At 49.5% G+C, this 22,171-nt stretch carries 22 protein-coding genes, 1 tRNA gene, 1 other RNA gene and 1 pseudogene; 11 read left to right on the top strand and 14 right to left on the bottom strand.

What is annotated here, in order from left to right; all coding sequences use genetic code 11:
* Nucleotides 1-55: 55 nt before the first annotated feature.
* A complete protein-coding gene (locus A9180_RS22090) occupies nt 56-1,108 on the bottom strand; it encodes a 4-oxalomesaconate tautomerase (protein ID WP_064530643.1) in 1,053 nt (350 codons plus the stop codon).
* 183 nt (nt 1,109-1,291) lie between these two features.
* Here A9180_RS22090 and A9180_RS22085 point away from each other — a divergent pair, with 183 nt between their 5' ends.
* Nucleotides 1,292-2,245 carry a LysR family transcriptional regulator gene (locus A9180_RS22085; protein ID WP_064530641.1) on the top strand — a complete coding sequence of 318 codons (954 nt, stop codon included), beginning with the start codon at nt 1,292-1,294 and terminating at the stop codon, nt 2,243-2,245.
* A gap of 41 nt (nt 2,246-2,286) precedes the next feature.
* Here A9180_RS22085 and pgl read toward each other — a convergent pair whose 3' ends face one another.
* Entirely contained in the window at nt 2,287-3,282 is a 996-nt protein-coding gene (gene pgl / locus A9180_RS22080) for a 6-phosphogluconolactonase (protein ID WP_064530639.1), read from the bottom strand.
* 154 nt (nt 3,283-3,436) lie between these two features.
* Here pgl and ybhA point away from each other — a divergent pair, with 154 nt between their 5' ends.
* Entirely contained in the window at nt 3,437-4,255 is an 819-nt protein-coding gene (gene ybhA, locus A9180_RS22075; protein WP_000213425.1) for a bifunctional pyridoxal phosphate/fructose-1,6-bisphosphate phosphatase, read from the top strand.
* On the opposite strand, the gene modC is transcribed toward ybhA, so the two are convergent.
* The 4 genes from modC to acrZ all read right to left on the bottom strand — a co-directional run bounded on the left by modC (nt 4,256) and on the right by acrZ (nt 7,095).
* Nucleotides 4,256-5,314, bottom strand: coding sequence for a molybdenum ABC transporter ATP-binding protein ModC (modC, locus tag A9180_RS22070; RefSeq protein ID WP_064530636.1), 1,059 nt, complete (start codon nt 5,312-5,314; stop codon nt 4,256-4,258). It abuts the gene before it with no gap.
* Nucleotides 5,315-5,316: 2 nt separating this feature from the next.
* On the bottom strand, nt 5,317-6,006 hold the full coding sequence (gene modB, locus A9180_RS22065; RefSeq protein WP_064530634.1) for a molybdate ABC transporter permease subunit: 690 nt from the start codon (nt 6,004-6,006) through the stop codon (nt 5,317-5,319).
* On the bottom strand, nt 6,006-6,779 hold the full coding sequence (modA, locus tag A9180_RS22060; RefSeq protein WP_064530632.1) for a molybdate ABC transporter substrate-binding protein: 774 nt from the start codon (nt 6,777-6,779) through the stop codon (nt 6,006-6,008). The genes modB and modA overlap by 1 nt, the downstream gene beginning before the upstream one ends.
* 166 nt (nt 6,780-6,945) lie before the next feature.
* Nucleotides 6,946-7,095 (bottom strand): multidrug efflux pump accessory protein AcrZ, encoded by a 150-nt coding sequence (acrZ, locus tag A9180_RS22055; protein WP_047623924.1) that lies wholly within the window; start codon nt 7,093-7,095, stop codon nt 6,946-6,948.
* Nucleotides 7,096-7,223: 128 nt separating this feature from the next.
* On the opposite strand from acrZ, the gene modE reads away from it, so the two are divergent.
* The 6 genes from modE to galM all read left to right on the top strand — a co-directional run bounded on the left by modE (nt 7,224) and on the right by galM (nt 14,072).
* Nucleotides 7,224-8,012: a molybdenum-dependent transcriptional regulator gene (gene modE / locus A9180_RS22050; protein WP_064530630.1), complete on the top strand. Its 789-nt coding sequence runs from the start codon at nt 7,224-7,226 to the stop codon at nt 8,010-8,012.
* A 67-nt stretch (nt 8,013-8,079) separates the two neighbouring features.
* Entirely contained in the window at nt 8,080-9,552 is a 1,473-nt protein-coding gene (modF, locus tag A9180_RS22045; protein ID WP_064530628.1) for a molybdate ABC transporter ATP-binding protein ModF, read from the top strand.
* Nucleotides 9,553-9,813: 261 nt separating this feature from the next.
* The gene (galE, locus tag A9180_RS22040; RefSeq protein WP_001265443.1) at nt 9,814-10,830 is read left to right on the top strand and encodes a UDP-glucose 4-epimerase GalE; all 1,017 of its coding nucleotides are present in this window, start codon (nt 9,814-9,816) and stop codon (nt 10,828-10,830) included.
* A gap of 9 nt (nt 10,831-10,839) precedes the next feature.
* Nucleotides 10,840-11,886: a galactose-1-phosphate uridylyltransferase gene (galT, locus tag A9180_RS22035; protein ID WP_064530626.1), complete on the top strand. Its 1,047-nt coding sequence runs from the start codon at nt 10,840-10,842 to the stop codon at nt 11,884-11,886.
* A gap of 3 nt (nt 11,887-11,889) precedes the next feature.
* Nucleotides 11,890-13,038 (top strand): galactokinase, encoded by a 1,149-nt coding sequence (gene galK, locus A9180_RS22030; RefSeq protein WP_064530624.1) that lies wholly within the window; start codon nt 11,890-11,892, stop codon nt 13,036-13,038.
* Complete coding sequence (gene galM / locus A9180_RS22025; protein WP_064530622.1) at nt 13,032-14,072, top strand: galactose-1-epimerase; 1,041 nt, start codon at nt 13,032-13,034, stop codon at nt 14,070-14,072. The genes galK and galM overlap by 7 nt, the downstream gene beginning before the upstream one ends.
* A gap of 66 nt (nt 14,073-14,138) precedes the next feature.
* Here galM and A9180_RS24490 read toward each other — a convergent pair whose 3' ends face one another.
* From A9180_RS24490 to A9180_RS24865, 3 genes and pseudogenes are all read right to left on the bottom strand, one after another.
* Nucleotides 14,139-14,606, bottom strand: coding sequence for a DUF3592 domain-containing protein (locus A9180_RS24490; RefSeq protein ID WP_074399685.1), 468 nt, complete (start codon nt 14,604-14,606; stop codon nt 14,139-14,141).
* Nucleotides 14,597-15,199: a hypothetical protein gene (locus A9180_RS24485; protein ID WP_149025991.1), complete on the bottom strand. Its 603-nt coding sequence runs from the start codon at nt 15,197-15,199 to the stop codon at nt 14,597-14,599. The genes A9180_RS24490 and A9180_RS24485 overlap by 10 nt, the downstream gene beginning before the upstream one ends.
* 360 nt (nt 15,200-15,559) lie before the next feature.
* Nucleotides 15,560-15,670 (bottom strand): annotated as a pseudogene (locus A9180_RS24865) (chitooligosaccharide deacetylase); the annotation flags it as partial.
* A 460-nt stretch (nt 15,671-16,130) separates the two neighbouring features.
* Between A9180_RS24865 and gpmA the strand changes: the two are divergent.
* Nucleotides 16,131-16,883, top strand: a complete 753-nt coding sequence (gene gpmA / locus A9180_RS22015; protein WP_001295305.1) for a 2,3-diphosphoglycerate-dependent phosphoglycerate mutase — start codon at nt 16,131-16,133, stop codon at nt 16,881-16,883.
* A 147-nt stretch (nt 16,884-17,030) separates the two neighbouring features.
* Here the strand turns inward: gpmA and aroG are convergent, their stop codons facing one another.
* Complete coding sequence (gene aroG, locus A9180_RS22010; protein WP_064530617.1) at nt 17,031-18,083, bottom strand: 3-deoxy-7-phosphoheptulonate synthase AroG; 1,053 nt, start codon at nt 18,081-18,083, stop codon at nt 17,031-17,033.
* A gap of 315 nt (nt 18,084-18,398) precedes the next feature.
* Between aroG and A9180_RS22005 the strand changes: the two genes are divergently transcribed.
* Nucleotides 18,399-18,779, top strand: a complete 381-nt coding sequence (locus A9180_RS22005; protein ID WP_064530615.1) for a YbgS-like family protein — start codon at nt 18,399-18,401, stop codon at nt 18,777-18,779.
* A gap of 114 nt (nt 18,780-18,893) precedes the next feature.
* Nucleotides 18,894-19,829, top strand: coding sequence for a CDF family zinc transporter ZitB (gene zitB, locus A9180_RS22000; RefSeq protein ID WP_064530611.1), 936 nt, complete (start codon nt 18,894-18,896; stop codon nt 19,827-19,829).
* On the opposite strand, the gene pnuC is transcribed toward zitB, so the two are convergent.
* The 4 genes from pnuC to A9180_RS21980 form a co-directional block, all read right to left on the bottom strand.
* Nucleotides 19,826-20,545 carry a nicotinamide riboside transporter PnuC gene (pnuC, locus tag A9180_RS21995; protein WP_064530609.1) on the bottom strand — a complete coding sequence of 240 codons (720 nt, stop codon included), beginning with the start codon at nt 20,543-20,545 and terminating at the stop codon, nt 19,826-19,828. The genes zitB and pnuC overlap by 4 nt on opposite strands.
* A gap of 37 nt (nt 20,546-20,582) precedes the next feature.
* A complete protein-coding gene (gene nadA / locus A9180_RS21990; RefSeq protein WP_064530608.1) occupies nt 20,583-21,626 on the bottom strand; it encodes a quinolinate synthase NadA in 1,044 nt (347 codons plus the stop codon).
* A gap of 278 nt (nt 21,627-21,904) precedes the next feature.
* A tRNA-Lys gene (locus A9180_RS21985) sits at nt 21,905-21,980 on the bottom strand.
* A 33-nt stretch (nt 21,981-22,013) separates the two neighbouring features.
* Nucleotides 22,014-22,170, bottom strand: a non-coding RNA gene (locus tag A9180_RS21980) — RtT sRNA.
* Nucleotide 22,171 lies beyond the last annotated feature (1 nt).

Below are 22,171 nucleotides of genomic sequence, written 5' to 3'. Positions count from 1 at the left end.
TATGACTCATACAGAAGTCCTTTATTGAATATCCTTATCACGACAACGAAATTTTTCAGGGAAGATAAACTTCACCGGAAAATATTTTTCTGGTCGTTCGAATAACAGATGCACGTAACGTTGTGGCATCCTGACTTTCATTACTTAAATGAACGTCAAGCGCACCACTGGGGTGTTCAATATTAATATTGCCGTATCCTACAGAAGGAACAATTTGTCGGGTAACGGTGCCTTCCAGCGCACAACTACTGGAAATGGCAATAGCACCGGTTATCGCCAGCGCGCGATGGCAAGAATGCGGCATAAAATAACGCACATTAATTGCCCCACCTTTCTGCGCTGGAGAAATAAGCACAGGTTTAGGGATCACCATATTACTGACATCGCCTAAGCCCATAGCTTTACCCGCTTGTAGACGGATAGATTCGATGCGGGCTAATAATGATTTGTCGGCATCCAGTTCCGCCGGTAATTCATAGCCTGTTTTTCCCAGATATTCAGCCGGAATAATGACAACTGGCATCGCCATATCGATACAAGTCACCGGGACATCGTCAAAATAATCGATCTGTTTATCGGTCGGAAAAACTTTTCCGGTTTTGGTTCCGGCAGCATTCAGGAAAGTGAGCGCGACCGGTGCGGCAGTTCCCGGCACACCGTCGATTCTCGCGCTCCCCTCGTACTCGACAACACCATTTGGCGTTTGCACATCAGCTTCGATGAACGTGCCTGTATTAACGTTGCGGATACGTACGCGGGTGATTGGTGATGTCGCAGCGATCAGGCCATTTTCGATAGCAAATGCCCCAACCCCAGACAGCATATTGCCGCAGTTAGGCGTGGTATCGACACGTTGCTCATGGACGATAACTTGAGCAAACAGATAATCGACATCAGCATGCGGATCGCTGGAACGGCTAATAATGGCGACTTTACTGGTCAGCGGATTACCGCCACCGATACCGTCAATTTCCAGATCGTTACCGGAACCCATAATTGCCATCAATATTTTATCGCGCTGCGTTTGATCATCGGGTAAGTGTTCCGCTAACAGGAACGCGCCCCTCGAGGTTCCACCTCGCATCATCACGCAGGGTATTTTTTTCATAATAATGCCCTCAATTTAAAAACATAACTTATTGCGATATGGTTACATTAAGGGCAAAGCATCTCTAATGACTTTAGCGCCACGATTAATAACATTTTTTCATTAATTTAAGTGATTAAATTGCAGTTAAACTGTTTAACTGCAAATCACTAAAACGCACCGCTTCCATTTTCCGGAGTAATAATGAAGCATGAGTTATCAAGTATGAAAGCATTTGTCATGCTGGCAGAGTCCAGTTCATTTAACAATGCCGCCAAATTACTTAATATTACGCAACCTGCATTAACACGCAGAATAAAAAAGATGGAAGAGGATTTACATATCCAACTCTTTGAGCGCACAACTCGCAAGGTTACTTTAACAAAAGCGGGAAAAATGTTGCTCCCGGAGGCGCGGGAATTAATAAAAAAATTCGATGAAACGCTTTTTAATATTCGCGACATGAATACTTATCATCGTGGAATGGTAACTTTAGCGTGCATTCCAACCGCGGTATTTTATTTTTTGCCATTGGCAATCGGCAAATTTAATGAGCTGTATCCCAATATTAAAGTGCGAATTCTGGAACAAGGCACGAATAATTGCATGGAGTCGGTGCTCTGCAACGAATCTGACTTTGGCATAAACATGAACAACGTCACAAATTCATCGATAGATTTTACCCCACTGGTCAATGAGCCGTTCGTGCTGGCCTGTCGGCGTGACCATCCATTAGCCAAAAAGCAGCTGGTGGAATGGCAGGAGCTAGTGGGTTACAAAATGATTGGCGTACGCTCCTCCAGCGGCAACCGACTGTTGATAGAACAACAGCTGGCCAACAAACCCTGGAAGCTGGACTGGTTTTACGAAGTGCGCCATCTTTCGACGTCGTTAGGGCTGGTAGAGGCGGGGCTGGGAATTTCTGCGCTACCGGGCCTTGCAATGCCCCATGCGCCCTATTCTTCGATTATTGGTATTCCGCTGGTGGAACCCGTTATACGTCGGACATTGGGGATTATTCGCCGCAAAGATGCCATGCTTTCTCCGGCAGCAGAACGCTTTTTTGCCTTGCTGATCAATTTGTGGACTGACGATAAAGACAATTTGTGGACCAATATCGTCGAACGCCAGAGACATGCGTTACAGGAGATGAGTTAATACTCCCGGCGCAGGAGATTCAGCGCCGGGTAAATCAGCGGTTAATGCGCGTTAACCACCACCCACATTGGTCCCTGCCCGACCGCATAGCGGCCTTTTTCATGCAGTAGCCCCTGCTCGCCAACAATTTCGTATACCGAGATGTGGTGAGATTTTTGCCCGGCGGCAATCAGATACTTGCCACTGTGATCAACATTGAAGCCGCGCGGCTGGGTTTCCGTTGGCTGGAAGCCTTCTTTACTCAATACGCTGCCATCTTCTGAAACGCTGAAAACGGTAATCAGGCTGGCTGTACGGTCGCAGGCATACAAATGGCGACCATCCGGAGTGATATGAATATCAGCTGCCCAACGGGTGTCGGAGAAATTTTCCGGCATCATATCCAGCGTCTGTACACATTCGATATTGCCGTGTGGATCTTTCAGCTCCCAGACATCCACTGAACTGTTTAACTCATTGACACAGTAAGCATATTGTTCGTTTGGATGGAACACCATATGGCGCGGGCCGGCCCCTTCAACGGTAGTCACTTCCGCAGGGTCCTGCGCCACCAGATGACCGTCATCGCTGACCGTAAACAGGCAAATGCGATCTTGCTTTAATGCCGGAACCCACAGGGTGCGGTTATCCGGTGAAATATTGGCGGAATGACAGCCGTCCAGTCCCTCAACCACATCGACGACGCCCACAGGCAGGCCATCTTCCAGTCGCGTTACGCTTACATTGCCCGCATTATAAGAGCCGACAAAGACAAATTGCCCCTGATGATCGGTGGAAATATGCGTCGGGCTACCTGGCAGCGCCGACTCAGCGGCGAATGTCAGCGCGCCATCGTCCGGTGCAATACGATATGAAAGAACACGAAACTCCGGGCGAACGCCTACATAGAGATAACGTTTATCCGGGCTGACCACCATCGGCTGCACCTGCCCCGGCACATCCACAACCTGTGTCAGCGTCAACACGCCTTCATGATTCAGGCTCCAGACGTGAATTTGCTGGCTCTCAGGGCTGGCGATATAAACTGTTTGCTTCATGAATGCTCCTTTGCATTTAGCAACTGACTTTAACAGCTAAAATTAGTCGCTTTTGGCGGTGAATGCTGAATTAAAACTCAGAATTTTGTCCAATAGTGGTATCGGTGTACCATTCGCGCAGACGAAAATTCTTAACCTTAATCTGGAAAACGCCATGACCACACGCGTGATTGCTCTCGACTTAGACGGCACCTTATTGACACCCAAAAAAACTCTGCTTCCCTCATCGATTGAAGCGCTTGCCCGCGCTCGAGAAGCAGGTTACCAATTGATTATCGTCACGGGTCGCCATCACGTCGCTATTCATCCTTTTTATCAGGCGCTGGCGCTGGATACACCTGCTATTTGCTGTAATGGCACCTATTTGTATGATTATCATGCAAAAACCGTGCTGGAAGCTGATCCAATGCCCGTTAACAAAGCCCTGCAACTCATTGAGATGCTGAATGAACACCACATTCACGGTCTGATGTATGTGGATGATGCGATGGTTTATGAGCATCCGACCGGACATGTCATTCGCACTTCTAACTGGGCACAGACTTTGCCGCCGGAACAGCGCCCGACGTTCACACAAGTCGCTTCTCTGGCTGAAACAGCGCAACAAGTTAACGCCGTGTGGAAGTTCGCTTTGACGCACGATGACCTGCCGCAGTTACAGCATTTTGGTAAGCATGTTGAACATGAGTTGGGTCTGGAGTGTGAATGGTCCTGGCACGATCAGGTTGATATTGCGCGCGGCGGCAACAGTAAAGGCAAACGCCTGACGAAATGGGTTGAGGCGCAAGGCTGGTCGATGGAAAACGTAGTAGCATTCGGCGATAACTTCAATGATATCAGTATGCTGGAAGCTGCCGGAACGGGCGTAGCGATGGGCAACGCCGATGACGCGGTAAAAGCGCGCGCCAATATCGTGATTGGTGACAACACCACCGACAGCATCGCCCAGTTTATTTATAGCCACCTGATTTAATCAGGCGGTTATCGACACACTTTTAATTTGCGCGTATAGCCACAGGCCAGGTTTGATTGCCAGTTCATCCCTGGCCCACGGGCTTATTCGCGCCCACAGTGTTTTACCGCCGACTTCCAGTTCCACTTCCACCTGACCGTTGTCGTCATAGCTATTAACGACTTTTGCGCGCAGTACATTGCGGATGCTGGTTTGTTGCGGCGGTTGTAAAACCAAAGAAACATCGGAAGCCTGGATGCGGATGCGTAGCGCGGCTTGCAGCGGTTCATCCAGCTTATTAACCCACAAATGTTGATCGCCCAGCGCCAGCGCGGTCATCGCGTAACGCGGATGATGTTCCAGTACCGTTACTTTCAGAATGCTGCTTTGTTGCTCTTTCGGCAGCCACGGATTCATCACGCTACTGCCCCACACTTCTTCCAGCGCACCAAACGCTTTCACCTGGCCGTTTTCCAGTACCATCACTTTGTCCGCCAGATGGAGGATCTCATCCAGCGAATGACTGACATACAGCATCGGAATGTTGATTTCCCGCGTCAACCGTTGTAGATAAGGCAATAGCTCGCGTTTCCGCGGAAGATCCAGCGACGCCAGTGGTTCATCCAGCAATAATAATTCCGGTGCCGTCAGCAATGCCCGACCAATTGCCACACGCTGTTTTTCGCCCCCGGAAAGACTCCCAGGTAAACGGTCAAGCAACGGTTCAATACCTAAAAGCGCCACCAGCTTATCAAACTGATCGACCATACTTTTCGCCATGCCGTAGCGCAGATTGCCGCGCACTTTGTAATGCGGGAACAGTCGCGCATCCTGAAAAACATAGCCAACACGGCGTTTTTCAGGCGTCAGGCAGACACGTTTTTCGGCGTCATATAATACCCGACCATTGAGGACAATCCGCCCGTTTTGCGGGCGCGTCAGGCCACTGATGGCGTTAATCAGCGAGGTTTTTCCGGCACCGGAGACGCCAAATATAGCGGTGATGCCATTGGCGGGCAGGGTTTCATTAATGGTCAGGCAATGGTTGCCCAGGGTCTGGGAAAAATTCAATTCCAGCATGATTAGCGCCCCGCCCGTTCACGACTGACTCTCGCCAGCCATTCTGAAATCAACAGGGAGATCATCGCCAGCGCAATAGAGATGATACACAGTCTCGCCGCGCCACTTTCCCCGCCAGGGGTCTGGATCAGGGTATACATGGCAGAAGGAATGGTTCGCGTTTCGCCAGGAATGTTAGAAACAAAGGTGATGGTTGCGCCAAACTCACCGAGCGAACGTGCGAAAGCCAGTACCGTGCCGACGATAATTCCCGGCAACGTCAGCGGTAACGTGATAGTAAAGAAAACGCGCCAGCGCCCGGCCCCCAACGTTCTTGCGGCCTGTTCCAGTTTGACATCAACCCCTTCCAGCGCCAGACGAATCGCCCGCACCATCAGCGGAAATGACATGACCGCGGCAGCGAGAACGGCGCCACGCCAGCTAAACGCGAAGGTAATGCCAAACCAGTCATACAGACGTTCACCGATAAATCCGCGCCGTCCCATCGAAACTAACAGCAAGTAACCGACGACCACTGGCGGTAACACCAGCGGTAGATGCAGTACGCTGTCGAGCAGAGCTTTGCCCGGAAACGTGCAACGCACCAGTAACCAGGCAAAAAAGATCCCAAACGGCAGGCTAAACAGCACAGCCAGGGAAGAAACTTTCAGGCTCAGTAAAACCGCCTGCCATTCTGGATCGGTCAGTATCATTACTTAGTTGTAAATCCGTAACGTTTAAAGATTTCCGCAGCCTGCGGCCCTTTCAAATAATCATAAAATGCTTTCACCGTGGCGTTGTTATGCCCTTCCACGACAGCGACTGGATATTCCACTTTTTTATGCGAATCTTCCGGGAAGGTGGCGACCACTTTTACCCCTTTGCTGGCAACTGCGTCAGAACCGTAGACAATGCCCAGAGGCGCTTCGTTACGTTCGACCAGCGCCAGTGCCCCACGCACATCTTCCGCTGGGGCCAGTTTTGGAGAGAGCGTATCCCATGCCTCCAGTTTTTGCAGTGCTTCTTTCGCATAAATACCAGCGGGGACATGTTCCGGATCGCCAACCGCCAGACGACCGCCATTCAGCAGAGTAGTCCAGTTAGTTTTGCTGTCGATGGTGAAATCTTTCTGCTCGCTGGCTTTCGGTGCTACAACGACCAGGCTATTGCCGAGCAGTGTCTGGCGCGAAGCCGTATCGATCGCTTTTTTATCAACTGCATAATCCATCCATTTCTGATCGGCAGAAATAAACAGATCCGCAGGCGCGCCAGCTTCAATCTGACGGGCCAGGGTAGAAGACGAGGCGAAAGAAGAAACGACGTCCACGCCTTTCTCTTTTTTATACTGCGTAGCAATGTCCTGCATTGCGTTCGTCAGCGATGCCGCCGCAAAAACCGTGATTTTCCCTTCATCCGCCAACGCATTGCCAGCAACAGTGAAAGAGAGTGCCGCTCCGGCAAACAGATTTAACCATTTACGCGCCATGTGTAACCCCTTTATATAACGTTATGTAGGCGTCAATATAACGGTAAGTTCAGAATTTTCCCAGCTGTTATTGTTAACCTTTGAGAGGTAGATAGAAAAAATATCGGCAGGAAAAGCAGGAAGTTGAGAAAAAAGAAAACGCCCGCGAAAGCGGGCATTCAGGGAATCAATGATTTTGTCTGGGCTGGTCTTTTTTACCAACACCAGAAAAGATGTTGAATACTTCACCAAGACCGTAAATCAGCCCCAGGATGATGGCCATCACGACAGGTACCATGATTACGGCGAATACCAGACTTTTTAATAACTCTAACATGGTCAACTCCAGATGTAGTCCTGTGACTATTCTAACCGTTAAGCACAGAAAAGCACTCCCCTTTTGTGCGGTCAGCTTTGCGTGGCGTTCATTTTCCGTCACAATAAGATTTTTGTCGGGACATTGTTATGCAGGCCGAAATCCTTCTCACTCTTAAGCTTCAACAAAAGCTCTTTGCCGACCCACGCCGCATTTCACTACTAAAACACATTGCGCTTTCCGGTTCCATCAGCCAGGGGGCGAAAGATGCCGGTATTAGCTATAAAAGCGCCTGGGATGCCATTAACGAAATGAATCAGTTAAGCGAGCATACGCTGGTTGAACGCGCAACAGGCGGAAAAGGTGGCGGCGGCGCGATGTTGACTCGCTATGGTCAACGACTGATTCAGCTTTACGAGCTGCTCGCCCAGATCCAGCAAAAAGCCTTTGATGTGTTAAGTGACGATGACGCTCTGCCGCTGAACAGCCTGCTGGCAGCTATCTCACGTTTCTCACTGCAAACCAGCGCCCGTAATCAGTGGTTCGGCACCATCACCGCCCGCGATCATGATGACATTCAACAACATGTTGATGTCTTACTGGCCGACGGCAAAACACGGTTAAAAGTCGCGATTACCGCGCAAAGTGGCGCGCGTCTGGGGCTGGATGAAGGCAAAGAAGTGTTGATTCTGCTGAAAGCGCCGTGGGTGAACATTACCCTGGATGACACTGTAGCCCAGGGTGCCGACAACCAATTGCCGGGCATTATTCGCCATATAGAGCGCGGCGCAGAACAGTGCGAAGTATTAATGGCGTTGCCTGACGGGCAAACCCTGTGCGCCACGGTGCCGGTAAATGAAGCGGCTTCTCTTGAACAAGGGCAGAATGTCACTGCTTACTTTAACGCCGACAGCGTGATTATCGCCACGCTTTGCTAAGTGTGTTGACAATTTGTTATGAAACACGTATCCCTGTCAGTAATCGCTGCAAAAAATGGGATACATAATGTCATCGTTGCAAATTTTGCAAGGCACGTTTCGTCTTAGCGACACAAAAACGCTGCAATTGCCTCAGCTAATGTTAAACGCGGGTGATAGTTGGGCGTTTGTCGGTTCTAACGGTAGCGGCAAGTCGGCGCTGGCTCGTGCGCTGGCGGGAGAACTTCCGCTCTTGAAAGGTGAACGGCAGAGCCAGTTTTCCCACATCACTCGTCTCTCCTTCGAGCAATTGCAAAAACTCGTCAGCGACGAGTGGCAGCGCAATAATACCGATATGCTTAGTCCTGGCGAAGATGACACCGGGCGCACCACGGCTGAGATCATTCAGGATGAAGTTAAGGATGCACAGCGTTGCGCGCAGCTGGCGCAGCAGTTCGGCATTACCGCCCTTCTCGACCGACGCTTTAAATATCTTTCCACTGGCGAGACGCGTAAAACTCTGCTGTGTCAGGCGCTGATGTCAGATCCTGAGTTGTTAATTCTTGACGAACCGTTCGATGGTCTTGACGTTGCCTCACGTCAGCAACTGGCAGAATTACTCGCCTCGTTACATCAGTCCGGTATTACCCTGGTGCTGGTGCTCAATCGCTTCGATGAGATCCCAGAATTTGTCCAGTTTGCTGGTGTACTGGCGGATTGCACGTTAGCGGAAACAGGCGCTAAAGAGGAACTACTCCAGCAGGCACTCGTTGCACAACTGGCGCACAGTGAACGGCTGGATGGCGTACAACTACCGGAACCGGATGAACCTTCAGCACGTCATGCATTACCCGCCAACGAACCGCGCATTGTGCTGAACAATGGTGTGGTTTCTTATAACGATCGCCCCATTCTTAACAACCTTAGCTGGCAGGTGAACCATGGCGAACACTGGCAAATTGTTGGGCCAAATGGTGCGGGAAAATCAACGTTATTAAGCCTTATCACTGGCGATCATCCACAGGGATACAGCAACGATTTAACGCTGTTTGGTCGACGTCGCGGCAGCGGTGAAACCATCTGGGATATCAAAAAACATATCGGTTATGTCAGCAGTAGTTTGCATCTGGATTACCGGGTCAGCACTACGGTGCGGAACGTTATCCTTTCCGGATATTTTGATTCGATTGGTATTTATCAGGCCGTTTCGGATCGTCAGCAAAAGCTGGTGCAGCAGTGGCTGGATATTCTCGGCATTGACAAACGCACGGCTGACGCCCCTTTCCACAGTCTTTCCTGGGGGCAGCAACGTCTGGCGCTGATCGTCCGCGCACTGGTGAAGCATCCCACATTGCTTATTCTCGATGAACCTTTACAGGGGCTTGATCCGCTGAATCGCCAGCTTATCCGCAGATTTGTTGATGTGTTAATTAGCGAAGGTGAAACGCAATTACTGTTTGTTTCGCACCACGCACAAGACGCGCCTGCCTGTATTACCCATCGTCTGGAGTTCGTGCCGGACGGTGACCTCTATCGTTATGCGCTGACAAAAATAAACTAAGACTGTAATGCTGAATGTGCCGGATGCGGCGTAAACGCCTTATCCGGCACACCGTTAGACGCATCCAGGCATGAAAACGCAACTTTTTTTCAGATAAAAAGCGCAATCATTCACAACCCCTCTGTTTTATAATCGTTTATTCGCGCATAAAAAATGGCTAAATTCTTGTGTAAACGATTCCACTAATTTATTCCATGTCACACTTTTCGCATCTTTGTTATGCTATGGTTATTTCATACCATAAGCCTAATGGAGCGAATTATGAGAGTTCTGGTTACCGGTGGTAGCGGTTACATTGGAAGTCATACCTGTGTGCAATTACTGCAAAACGGTCATGATGTCATCATTCTTGATAACCTCTGTAACAGTAAGCGCAGCGTACTGCCTGTTATCGAGCGTTTAGGCGGCAAACATCCAACGTTTGTTGAAGGCGATATCCGTAACGAAGCGTTGATGACCGAGATCCTGCACGATCACGCTATCGACACCGTGATCCACTTCGCCGGGCTGAAAGCCGTTGGAGAGTCAGTACAAAAACCGCTGGAATATTACGACAACAACGTTAACGGTACTCTGCGTCTGATTAGCGCCATGCGCGCCGCTAACGTCAAAAACTTTATCTTCAGCTCCTCCGCCACCGTTTATGGCGATCAGCCCAAAATTCCTTACGTTGAAAGCTTCCCTACCGGCACGCCGCAAAGCCCTTACGGCAAAAGCAAGCTGATGGTGGAACAGATCCTCACCGACCTGCAAAAAGCCCAGCCGGACTGGAGCATTGCCCTGCTGCGCTACTTCAACCCGGTTGGCGCGCATCCGTCGGGTGATATGGGCGAAGATCCGCAGGGCATTCCGAATAACCTGATGCCGTACATTGCCCAGGTTGCCGTAGGCCGTCGCGACTCTCTGGCTATTTTTGGTAACGATTATCCAACCGAAGACGGTACTGGCGTGCGCGATTACATCCACGTAATGGACCTGGCAGACGGTCACGTCGTGGCGATGGAAAAACTGGCGAACAAGCCAGGCGTACACATCTACAACCTCGGTGCAGGCGTAGGCAGCAGCGTGCTGGACGTGGTTAATGCCTTCAGCAAAGCTTGCGGCAAACCGGTTAATTATCATTTTGCACCGCGTCGCGAGGGCGACCTTCCGGCCTACTGGGCGGACGCCAGCAAAGCCGATCGCGAACTGAACTGGCGCGTAACGCGCACACTCGATGAAATGGCGCAGGACACCTGGCACTGGCAGTCACGCCATCCACAGGGATATCCCGATTAAGGAACGACCATGACGCAATTTAATCCCGTTGATCATCCACATCGCCGCTATAACCCGCTCACCGGGCAATGGATTCTGGTTTCACCGCACCGCGCGAAGCGCCCCTGGCAGGGGGCGCAGGAAACGCCAGCCAAACAGGTGTTACCTGCGCACGATCCAGATTGCTTCCTCTGCGCAGGTAATGTGCGGGTGACAGGCGATAAAAACCCCGATTACACCGGGACTTACGTTTTTACCAATGACTTTGCGGCGTTGATGTCCGACACGCCAGACGCCCCGGAAAGCAACGATCCGCTGATGCGTTGCCAGAGCGCGCGTGGCACCAGTCGGGTGATCTGTTTTTCACCGGATCACAGTAAAACGCTGCCAGAGTTAAGCGTTGCCGCATTGACAGAAATCGTCAAAACCTGGCAGGAGCAAACCGCAGAGCTGGGAAAAACATACCCATGGGTGCAGGTCTTTGAAAACAAAGGTGCAGCGATGGGGTGCTCTAACCCGCATCCGCACGGTCAGGTTTGGGCAAACAGTTTCCTGCCTAACGAAGCCGAGCGTGAAGATCGCCTGCAAAAAGAATATTTCGCCGAACAGAAATCGCCAATGCTGGTGGATTATGTTCAGCGCGAGCTGGCAGACGGTAGCCGTACCGTTGTCGAAACCGAACACTGGTTAGCCGTAGTGCCTTACTGGGCTGCCTGGCCGTTCGAAACGCTACTGCTGCCCAAAGCCCACGTATTACGGATCACCGATTTGACCGACGCCCAGCGCAACGATCTGGCGTTGGCGTTGAAAAAGCTGACCAGTCGTTATGACAACCTCTTCCAGTGCTCCTTCCCCTACTCTATGGGCTGGCACGGTGCGCCATTTAATGGCGAAGAGAATCAACACTGGCAGCTGCACGCGCACTTTTATCCGCCTCTGTTGCGCTCTGCCAGCGTACGTAAATTTATGGTTGGTTATGAAATGCTGGCAGAGACCCAGCGAGACCTGACCGCAGAACAGGCAGCAGAGCGTTTGCGCGCAGTCAGCGATATCCATTTTCGCGAATCCGGAGTGTAAGAAATGAGTCTGAAAGAAAAAACACAATCTCTGTTTGCCAACGCATTTGGCTACCCTGCCACTCACACCATTCAGGCGCCTGGCCGCGTGAATTTGATTGGTGAACACACCGACTACAACGACGGTTTCGTTCTGCCCTGCGCGATTGATTATCAAACCGTGATTAGCTGCGCGCCACGAGATGACCGTAAAGTTCGCGTGATGGCGGCTGATTATGAAAATCAGATTGACGAGTTTTCCCTTGATGCGCCCATTGTTGCTCATGAAAACTATCAATGGGCTAACTACGTCCGTGGCGTAGTGAAACATCTGCAGCTGCGTAACAACAGCTTCGGCGGCGTGGACATGGTAATAAGCGGCAACGTGCCGCAGGGCGCCGGGTTAAGTTCTTCCGCTTCACTGGAAGTGGCGGTCGGAACCGTATTGCAGCAGCTTTACCATCTGCCGCTGGACGGCGCACAAATCGCGCTTAACGGTCAGGAAGCAGAAAATCAGTTTGTTGGCTGTAACTGTGGGATCATGGATCAGCTAATTTCCGCCCTGGGCAAGAAAGATCATGCCTTGCTGATCGATTGCCGCTCTCTGGGGACCAAAGCAGTTTCCATGCCGAAAGGTGTGGCAGTGGTCATCATCAACAGTAACTTTAAACGTACCCTGGTTGGCAGTGAGTACAACACCCGTCGTGAACAGTGCGAAACCGGTGCGCGTTTCTTCCAGCAGCCAGCCCTGCGTGATGTCACCATTGAAGAATTCAACGCCGTAGCGCATGAACTGGATCCGATCGTAGCGAAACGCGTGCGTCACGTCCTGACCGAAAACGCGCGTACCGTTGAAGCTGCCAGCGCACTGGAGAAAGGTGATTTGCAGCGTATGGGCGAGTTAATGGCGGAGTCTCATGCCTCTATGCGCGATGATTTCGAAATCACCGTGCCGCAAATTGACACTCTGGTCGAAATCGTAAAAGCTGTGATTGGCGACAAAGGTGGCGTACGCATGACCGGTGGCGGATTTGGCGGCTGTATCGTCGCGCTGATCCCGGAAGAGCTGGTGCCTGCTGTACAGCAAGCCGTCGCTGAACAATATGAAGCAAAAACAGGCATTAAAGAGACTTTTTACGTGTGTAAACCATCACAAGGAGCAGGACAGTGCTGAACGAAACTCCCGCACTGGCACCCGATGGTCAGCCGTACCGACTGTTAACTTTGCGTAACAACGCAGGGATGGTAGTCACGCTGATGGACTGGGGTGCGACTTTACTTTCAGCCCGTATTCCGCTTTCCGATGGCAGCGTCCGCGAGGCGCTGCTTGGCTGCGCCAGCCCGGACTGCTATCAGGATCAGGCCGCATTTCTGGGGGCCTCTATTGGTCGTTATGCTAACCGTATCGCCAATTGCCGTTATACCTTTGACGGTGAAACCGTGACGCTTTCGCCAAGTCAGGGCGTTAACCAGTTGCACGGCGGCCCGGAAGGGTTCGACAAACGTCGCTGGCAGATTGTGAACCAAAACGATCGTCAGGTGCTGTTTGCCCTGAGTTCAGAAGATGGCGATCAGGGCTTTCCGGGCAATCTCGGCGCGACGGTGCAGTATCGTCTGACCGACGATAACCGTATCTCTATTACCTATCGCGCCACGGTTGATAAACCTTGCCCGGTGAATATGACTAATCACGTCTATTTCAACCTCGACGGCGAGCAGTCTGATGTGCGTAACCACAAACTGCAGATTCTGGCGGACGAATATCTGCCAGTTGATGAAGGTGGCATTCCGCACGACGGCCTGAAATCTGTTGCCGGTACGTCTTTTGATTTCCGCAGCGCCAAAATCATCGCCAGTGAGTTTCTTGCCGATGACGATCAGCGCAAAGTCAAAGGTTACGATCACGCGTTCTTGTTGCAGGCCAAAGGTGATGGCAAGAAAGTGGCGGCGCATGTCTGGTCAGCAGATGAGAAATTGCAGCTTAAGGTCTACACCACCGCTCCGGCTTTGCAATTTTACTCCGGCAACTTCCTCGGCGGTACGCCGTCGCGGGGAATCGAACCTTACGCAGACTGGCAAGGTCTGGCGCTGGAAAGCGAGTTTCTGCCGGACAGTCCAAACCATCCTGAATGGCCGCAACCGGACTGCTTCCTGCGTCCTGGCGAAGAGTATTCCAGCCTGACGGAATATCAGTTTATTGCTGAGTAATGATATTTTCTAAAGCGCCCCAATTAGCACCTCAGGGCGCTTTTATTGTAGCTCACAATATTACGTTCAGTCGTTCCGATTATTTTTATCTGATGCAGGCCATTTCCTGAAAATGTGAATGCATATACTCCATATAAAAAGAGCCATGCCAATAGTCCATTCGCCAATATGGTGCCCATCCCCCATATTTACATCATGATTATCTAATTTGATAACTTTCGCATGATCAGGTTTGTCACTGTCATACACAATAGTCACCACTGAATGGTAAGCATAATCAGTATCACTCGTGGCCAGATATATGACATGACTATTCCCTTCTTCATCTGTATAACGAGCTTTAGCATGATAATCATGGCGTCCTGGCGGTCTATGAGAAATGCACTCACGATCAAATATAACACCTGACGTTATGACGCCATTGTTAATTAACCCATCGCTATAGTGGTATTCCTGAAAAATACCCATGACAAAAAACATCAGTGCTAAAATAAAGCATAACACCAGAAATCGAGGGTGAAATATTACCGACACAATACTTTTCTCCAGATATATGAGAGAAGTAAAGAAATATCCTTAATTAAATCGCCATCATGATATCTTTTCCCTACGGGAGAACCAATAACAAGCTGTAATATTCCGCCCCACATTAATAGAACAATAGACCATATTAATAATATTGAATTAGATTTATCAATTTTTGTTGTTTTATCATCCAGGCTAATAATACGCCATATTTGCGGATTATCACGATCATAGACAACGGTAGCATGATTAAAGTAGATATAATCCGTTCTCCTGAATGGAAGAGAAAGAGTATGCCGCTGTAGATGATGATCCAGATAGCTAACGCTGGCACAATATCCTTTATCGACTGAACCACGAGGTGTGCTGCTGGTACAGTCATCGCGATCAATAATAGTTCCCTGAACTACCATACCCCGGTGAGTTATGCCATACTCGAACTGAAAAAAGGCATATCCCCATACAATAAAAAAAATAGCTGCACCAGTAAAACAAATGGCTCGCATCATTTTCATATAACGACAAGAGAACAAACAAAAAACAATAAAAGACGGAAGTATAAGGAAGAGCAAGATAATAAAAGATACTAAAAAATCGATCATCACCGCACCATTTTAATTACCCATCACCATTAATTCACTTCTGAGTCTACTACCTGATTTGTCGCATTCTCTGCCTTATTCACGGATAGCTTACCATTTTCACCAGAGCTTCTGGTAATAAAACATGTCTCATTCAATGTAAATATGATTATTTCCTGAGCTTTATCAATAAATAAATTGATATTTAATTTATATTATTCACCTTATGAGTAAATGAATCAAAAAAAATTCACCACAAAAATAAATTAAATTCCTCTTGCAGATAAATCCATTAAAGCAGAGGGCCATAATAAATGACGGGGCGAAATCAGTTTTTTTCTGAATAAGCGCTGCACCTCCCACTATCGAGGCGCAATTTTGTTAAATATCGTGAAACGATCCCAGCCGATATCCTCTTTCGGCAATCGCCTCACGCAACGGTGCAGAAGTCAACACGTCGTGCTCAACCAATCGCTCAAAACAGTACGCGCTCTACTGCACCGTGATGAGGAATATTAATGTAATGTTCAGTTTGCTGATCGTTATTTGTACTAAATTACGTTTAGCTTACATCCTCACTGGGTAAACAGGTTATCGATAAGTGTCTCGAATTATGTTTCATTGACCTTCAAATATGATTGTTTTCACATTTCCATCATTGTTCCACCTTGCTATTGAATAAATTATTTATGTTGTGAATTAATTAATACCATATATTTTTATTACAGATGAAATTGGAATGGCATCACTTCTTAAGCAGAATGGAGAACTCTACTGGGCGACACCTGATCGTCATTTGCTCAAATTCACACCATGTTGCAATCAATTAGTTACACTTAACTTACATTGAATCTCCATTTTCGCTATTGTTATAACTAATCATTGCCGTACGTTCACAACGGCAATATAATGAGAATTATTATCATTTAATAATGATTTGAGGAGTAAGTATATGGCTGTAACTAAGCTGGTTCTGGTTCGTCATGGCGAAAGCCAGTGGAACAAAGAAAACCGTTTCACCGGTTGGTACGACGTGGATCTGTCTGAGAAAGGCGTAAGCGAAGCAAAAGCAGCAGGCAAGCTGCTGAAAGAGGAAGGTTACAGCTTTGACTTTGCTTACACCTCTGTGCTGAAACGCGCTATCCACACCCTGTGGAACGTGCTGGACGAACTGGATCAGGCATGGCTGCCCGTTGAGAAATCCTGGAAACTGAACGAACGTCACTATGGTGCGTTGCAGGGTCTGAACAAAGCGGAAACCGCTGAAAAGTATGGCGACGAGCAGGTGAAACAGTGGCGTCGTGGTTTTGCGGTGACTCCGCCGGAGCTGACTAAAGATGATGAGCGTTATCCGGGCCACGATCCGCGTTATGCAAAACTGAGCGAGAAAGAACTGCCGTTGACTGAAAGCCTGGCGCTGACCATTGACCGCGTGATCCCTTACTGGAATGAAACCATTCTGCCGCGTATGAAGAGCGGTGAGCGCGTGATTATTGCTGCCCACGGTAACTCCCTGCGTGCGCTGGTGAAATATCTCGATAACATGAGCGAAGAAGAGATTCTTGAGCTAAATATCCCGACTGGCGTGCCGCTGGTTTATGAGTTCGACGAGAACTTCAAACCGCTGAAACGCTACTATCTGGGTAATGCTGACGAGATCGCGGCGAAAGCAGCGGCCGTTGCTAACCAGGGTAAAGCGAAGTAAACGTCATTCGTTTAAAAATGAGAAAGCCGACTGCAAGTGAGTCGGCTTTTTTGTTTGTCGTTGCTAACAATGGAGCACATTGCCTGATGCGACGCTGCGCGTCTTATCATGCCTACAAACGTACAGTCATGGCGATTCGACTATAAATTACCCGCGACGCGCTTTTACTGCGTTCGCCAGTTGGCGTAACAGAGCATCGGTATCATCCCAGCCAATGCAGGCATCGGTGATGCTCTTGCCATAGGCCAGCGGTTCCCCGCTCTCGAGGCTCTGATTGCCTTCCACCAGATGACTTTCGACCATCACACCAATAATGGCTGTTTCGCCACCGGCAATCTGCTGGCAAACGTCAGCACAGACATCCATCTGTTTTTTGAACTGTTTGGACGAGTTAGCATGGCTGAAATCGATCATCACTTGAGCTGGCAGACCCGCCTTTTTCAACCCTTCTTTCACTTCAGCAACGTGCTTCGCGCTGTAGTTAGGCTCTTTACCACCGCGCAGAATGATATGGCAATCGCCGTTACCGCTGGTATTCACAATCGCCGAATGCCCCCATTTAGTTACGGACAGGAAGCAGTGCGGCGCACCGGCGGCATTAATGGCATCGATAGCCACTTTAATCGTACCGTCGGTGCCATTTTTGAAGCCGACCGGGCAAGAAAGACCAGACGCCAGTTCGCGGTGTACCTGCGATTCAGTTGTACGCGCGCCAATTGCTCCCCAGCTCATCAGGTCAGCGAGATACTGAGGGGTGATCATATCCAGGAATTCGCCAGCCGCTGGCAGGCCGCTGTCGTTAATATCGAGCAGCAATTTACGGGCAATACGCAAACCGTCGTTGATCTGGAAGCTGTTGTCCATATGCGGATCGTTGATCAGCCCTTTCCAGCCCACCGTTGTACGCGGCTTTTCAAAATAAACGCGCATTACGATTTCCAGCTCATCTTTCAGCTCATCACGCAGCGCCAGCAAGCGAGTGGCGTACTCTTTAGCCGCGACGGGATCATGAATAGAACACGGACCAATCACCACTAACAGGCGATCATCATTACCTTTCAGGATCTTATGGATCGCTTTTCGGGCATGGGCAACCGTATTCGCGGCATTTTCAGTGGCAGGGAATTTTTCCAGCAGTGCGACAGGAGGAAGTAACTCTTTGATTTCTTTGATGCGTAAATCGTCGTTCTGATAATTCATGTCTGTTCCAGTGTTGCCATACTTATCTTGGTGAATGCAATCCTTCCAATCTATATCTTCCGTCAGAATGTGTAAACGGGGTTTTACACTATGGACGGAATAATCCTGGAATCGGCAAGAAATACGCCAGATTGTCGCGGAAAACGAGATCTCTCCTACAATTTCTAACTGTAACTTCTCTGTTTATTAATTTTTTCAAGATTCTCTGCTGGATCTATCCTTCTGGCTGAAATCTTAAACCATTGCCTGATATTCACCTGCAAATGCACTGTTGGAAGAGGTTATCCGACATAACGACCATAACAGGAGCATCCTATGAAAATGACAAAACTGGCCACACTATTTCTGACTGCCACTTTAAGCCTTGCCAGCGGTGCCGCGCTGGCTGCCGATAGCGGAGCGCAAACCAATAACGGCCAGGCAAACGCAGCGGCAGATGCGGGCCAGGTTGCCCCGGACGCTCGTGAAAATGTCGCACCAAATAACGTCGATAATAACGGGGTTAATACCAACTCGGGCGGGACTATGCTGCACCCGAATGGTTCATCCATGAATAATGACGGCATGACCAAAGACGAAGAGCACAAAAACACCATGTGCAAAGACGGTCGCTGCCCGGACATCAATAAAAAGGTCCAAACCGGTGATGGCATCAACAATGATGTCGATACCAAAACCGACGGTACTACGCAGTAAGCCAGGGTATATGGCTGATAATGGGAGAGCGGAGGCTCTCCTTTTTAATTTTTCCCTTCTAAAAGCAGTATGATGTCATAAAGTTAAGTGAGATAAATTAAGGGATGACTCGTCATGGCGCACTCACACACTTCCCCACACCTGCCAGAAGATAATAATGCTCGTCGACTGTTGTATGCTTTCGGCGTGACTGCCGGTTTTATGCTGGTAGAAGTCATTGGCGGTTTTCTTTCCGGTTCCCTGGCATTGCTGGCTGATGCCGGACATATGTTGACCGATACGGCCGCCCTGCTCTTCGCTCTGCTTGCGGTGCAATTTTCTCGTCGTCCCCCCACCATTCGCCACACTTTCGGCTGGCTTAGGTTGACTACACTCGCGGCGTTTGTGAATGCCATTGCCCTGGTAGTAATTACCATTTTGATTGTCTGGGAGGCGATAGAACGTTTCCGCACGCCGCGTCCTGTTGAGGGCGGTATGATGATGGCGATTGCCGTGGCTGGGCTGCTGGCAAATATACTCTCTTTCTGGTTACTTCATCACGGTAGTGAAGAGAAAAACCTCAACGTGCGCGCAGCGGCACTGCATGTACTCGGGGATCTGCTGGGTTCGGTTGGTGCTATCGTTGCCGCGTTGATTATTATCTGGACCGGCTGGACACCTGCTGACCCCATTCTCTCAATACTGGTGTCGCTTCTGGTTCTGCGCAGCGCGTGGCGGTTATTGAAAGACAGCGTGAATGAATTACTTGAAGGTGCGCCGGTATCGCTGGATATCGCTGAACTGAAGCGTCGTATGTGCCGGGAAATCCCGGAAGTCCGTAATGTACACCATGTACACGTGTGGATGGTGGGCGAGAAGCCAGTAATGACGTTGCATGTGCAGGTGATCCCGCCACACGATCACGACGCGCTGTTAGACAAGATCCAGCACTATCTGATGGATCACTATCAGATTGAGCACGCCACCATCCAGATGGAATATCAACCTTGTCATGGGCCAGACTGCCACCTTAATCAAGGCGTATCCGGCCATTCACATCATCACCATTAATGAGACAGCGCGCGCGAACCTCTTTCGCGTGCGCTGTTGACCCACATCCGGCTGCCGTTAAGGGCAATAAACGTCAGGATCAGATACTCCAGCGACATGGCATAGACGCCCTGCAAGGCGAAAATCACCACGCTAATTACGTTAATAATGACCCACAGCAACCAGTTTTCGACGTATTTGCGCGTCATCAGAATCATTGCCACGATGGATAACACCATCATGCAGGAATCCCAGAATGGGAAGGCATCCGGTTGCAGTTCTGGCATCGCCACCTGTAATCCCAACGCTTGCATAATCATGACTGCAACACGGGTCAGGAACGCAAATACAGGGTTGATAAATACCGTCATCAGGCCAATGGCAATGACACAAACAGCGAGCCAGGTTAACGCCTTCGGTAGTGGCAACCAGCGAATCTTCAACTCGGTTTCATGTTGACTGGTTTGTCGCGACCAGGCATACCAGCCGTAAATATTGGCGGCAAAGAAAAATACCTGTAGCAACAAGCTGGCATACAGTTGAATCTGAAAGAAAATAATGCCAAACAGGGTGACGTTGATCAGGCCAAAAAAGTAGTTGCTGATCTTCTCCATACTGGCGAGGCCAATACACAGTAACCCAGCGATCGTCCCTACCGCTTCGATCCATGAGAGATCGTAACCGCCAGCACCGATCGGTATATGAACCAGAATGTTCTGTGTGCTAAAAAAATCCATCTTTCCCCCAAAGCGTAGCGCGACGCCTCATTGTTAGTTATCCACGTAGTGTAGCCGCAAAATCCAGCATGCGGTTGAGCGGCACCAGCGCCCTCTCTCGCAGCTTTTCGTCAACATGCACCTCATGTTTGCTTCCTCCCTGTTCCAGGGCCTCTGCAATGGCTTGAAGGCCATTCATTGCCATCCACGGGCAATGAGCGCAACTTCGACAGGTTGCTCCCTCACCAGCGGTTGGCGCTTCCAGCAATTCTTTATCTGGCACCGCTTGCTGCATTTTGTAGAAAATGCCCCGGTCAGTCGCCACAATCAGTTGCTGATGCGGCAATGTTTTTGCAGCGTTAATCAACTGACTTGTGGAACCAACAGCATCGGCCATATCGACAATAGCTTGTGGTGACTCCGGATGCACCAGTATGGCAGCATCAGGGTACTGTTTTTGTAAGTGGATTAACGCCTGAGTCTTAAACTCGTCATGAACGATGCAGGCACCTTGCCAGCATAAGATGTCTGCGCCTGTCTGTTTTTGCACGTAACGCCCCAAATGTTTGTCTGGTGCCCAGATGATTTTTTCCCCCAAACTATCGAGATAATCAATGAGTTCGACGGCAATGCTTGAAGTTACCACCCAATCTGCACGCGCTTTCACGGCAGCGGAAGTGTTAGCGTAGACGACGACTGTACGATCGGGATGGGCATCGCAAAATGCGTTGAATTCTTCAATCGGGCAGCCGAGATCCAGTGAACATTCAGCCTTAAGTGTTGGCATCAGAATTGTTTTTTCCGGGCTGAGAATTTTGGCGGTTTCACCCATAAATCTCACTCCTGAGACTAAAAGCGTAGAAGCAGAATGCCTTGCACCGAAGCGCGCCATTTCCAAAGAATCAGAAATACAGCCACCGGTTTCTTCAGCCAGCTGTTGAATTTCGGGATCGGTATAGTAGTGGGCGACCATCACCGCATTACGTTCTTTCAACAGACGTTTTATTTTCTCGCGATAATACGCTTTTTCATCAATGCTTAACGGCGTTGGCTTCGGTGGGAAAGGGTATATCGCCGTTTCAGGATCAAACATCACGCTCATCTGGCTATCTCGTTTTACAGGCTTAACGTTTAAACCGATATGAAGCGTTTAACCCGCCACAATCGGCCTAGTTTGTTTTATATGCTAAACAAAATAGCCGAACGGTGAGGAAAAGTCACACGTATTACGCCTAATGTGCAGGATGCGTCATTTTACGCCTAATTCCACCAACGTAGAGTTGCTTGCATAGCAAGCTCCGACTATGTCATCAGGTTTACGAATTGAAATTGTGGGATGCCTGAATAGCAAAAAGGCGCCTTTAGGGCGCTTTTTTACATTGGTGGGTCGTGCAGGATTCGAACCTGCGACCAATTGATTAAAAGTCAACTGCTCTACCAACTGAGCTAACGACCCCTTGCGGGATTATGCTGCTTTAATCATTCAGGATGGTGGGTCGTGCAGGATGACTCGACTTCGTCTCGCCCTTCGGGCCGTTGCTGACGCAACGTTATCCTTCACGTTCTCTACCAGTAACCACCTTTAAATTGGTGGGTCGTGCAGGATTCGAACCTGCGACCAATTGATTAAAAGTCAACTGCTCTACC

The sequence above is a fragment of the Escherichia sp. B1147 genome, assembly GCF_001660175.1.
GTDB classification, from domain to species: Bacteria; Pseudomonadota; Gammaproteobacteria; order Enterobacterales; family Enterobacteriaceae; genus Escherichia; species Escherichia whittamii.
This window is presented reverse-complemented; position numbering and strand designations above follow the sequence as displayed.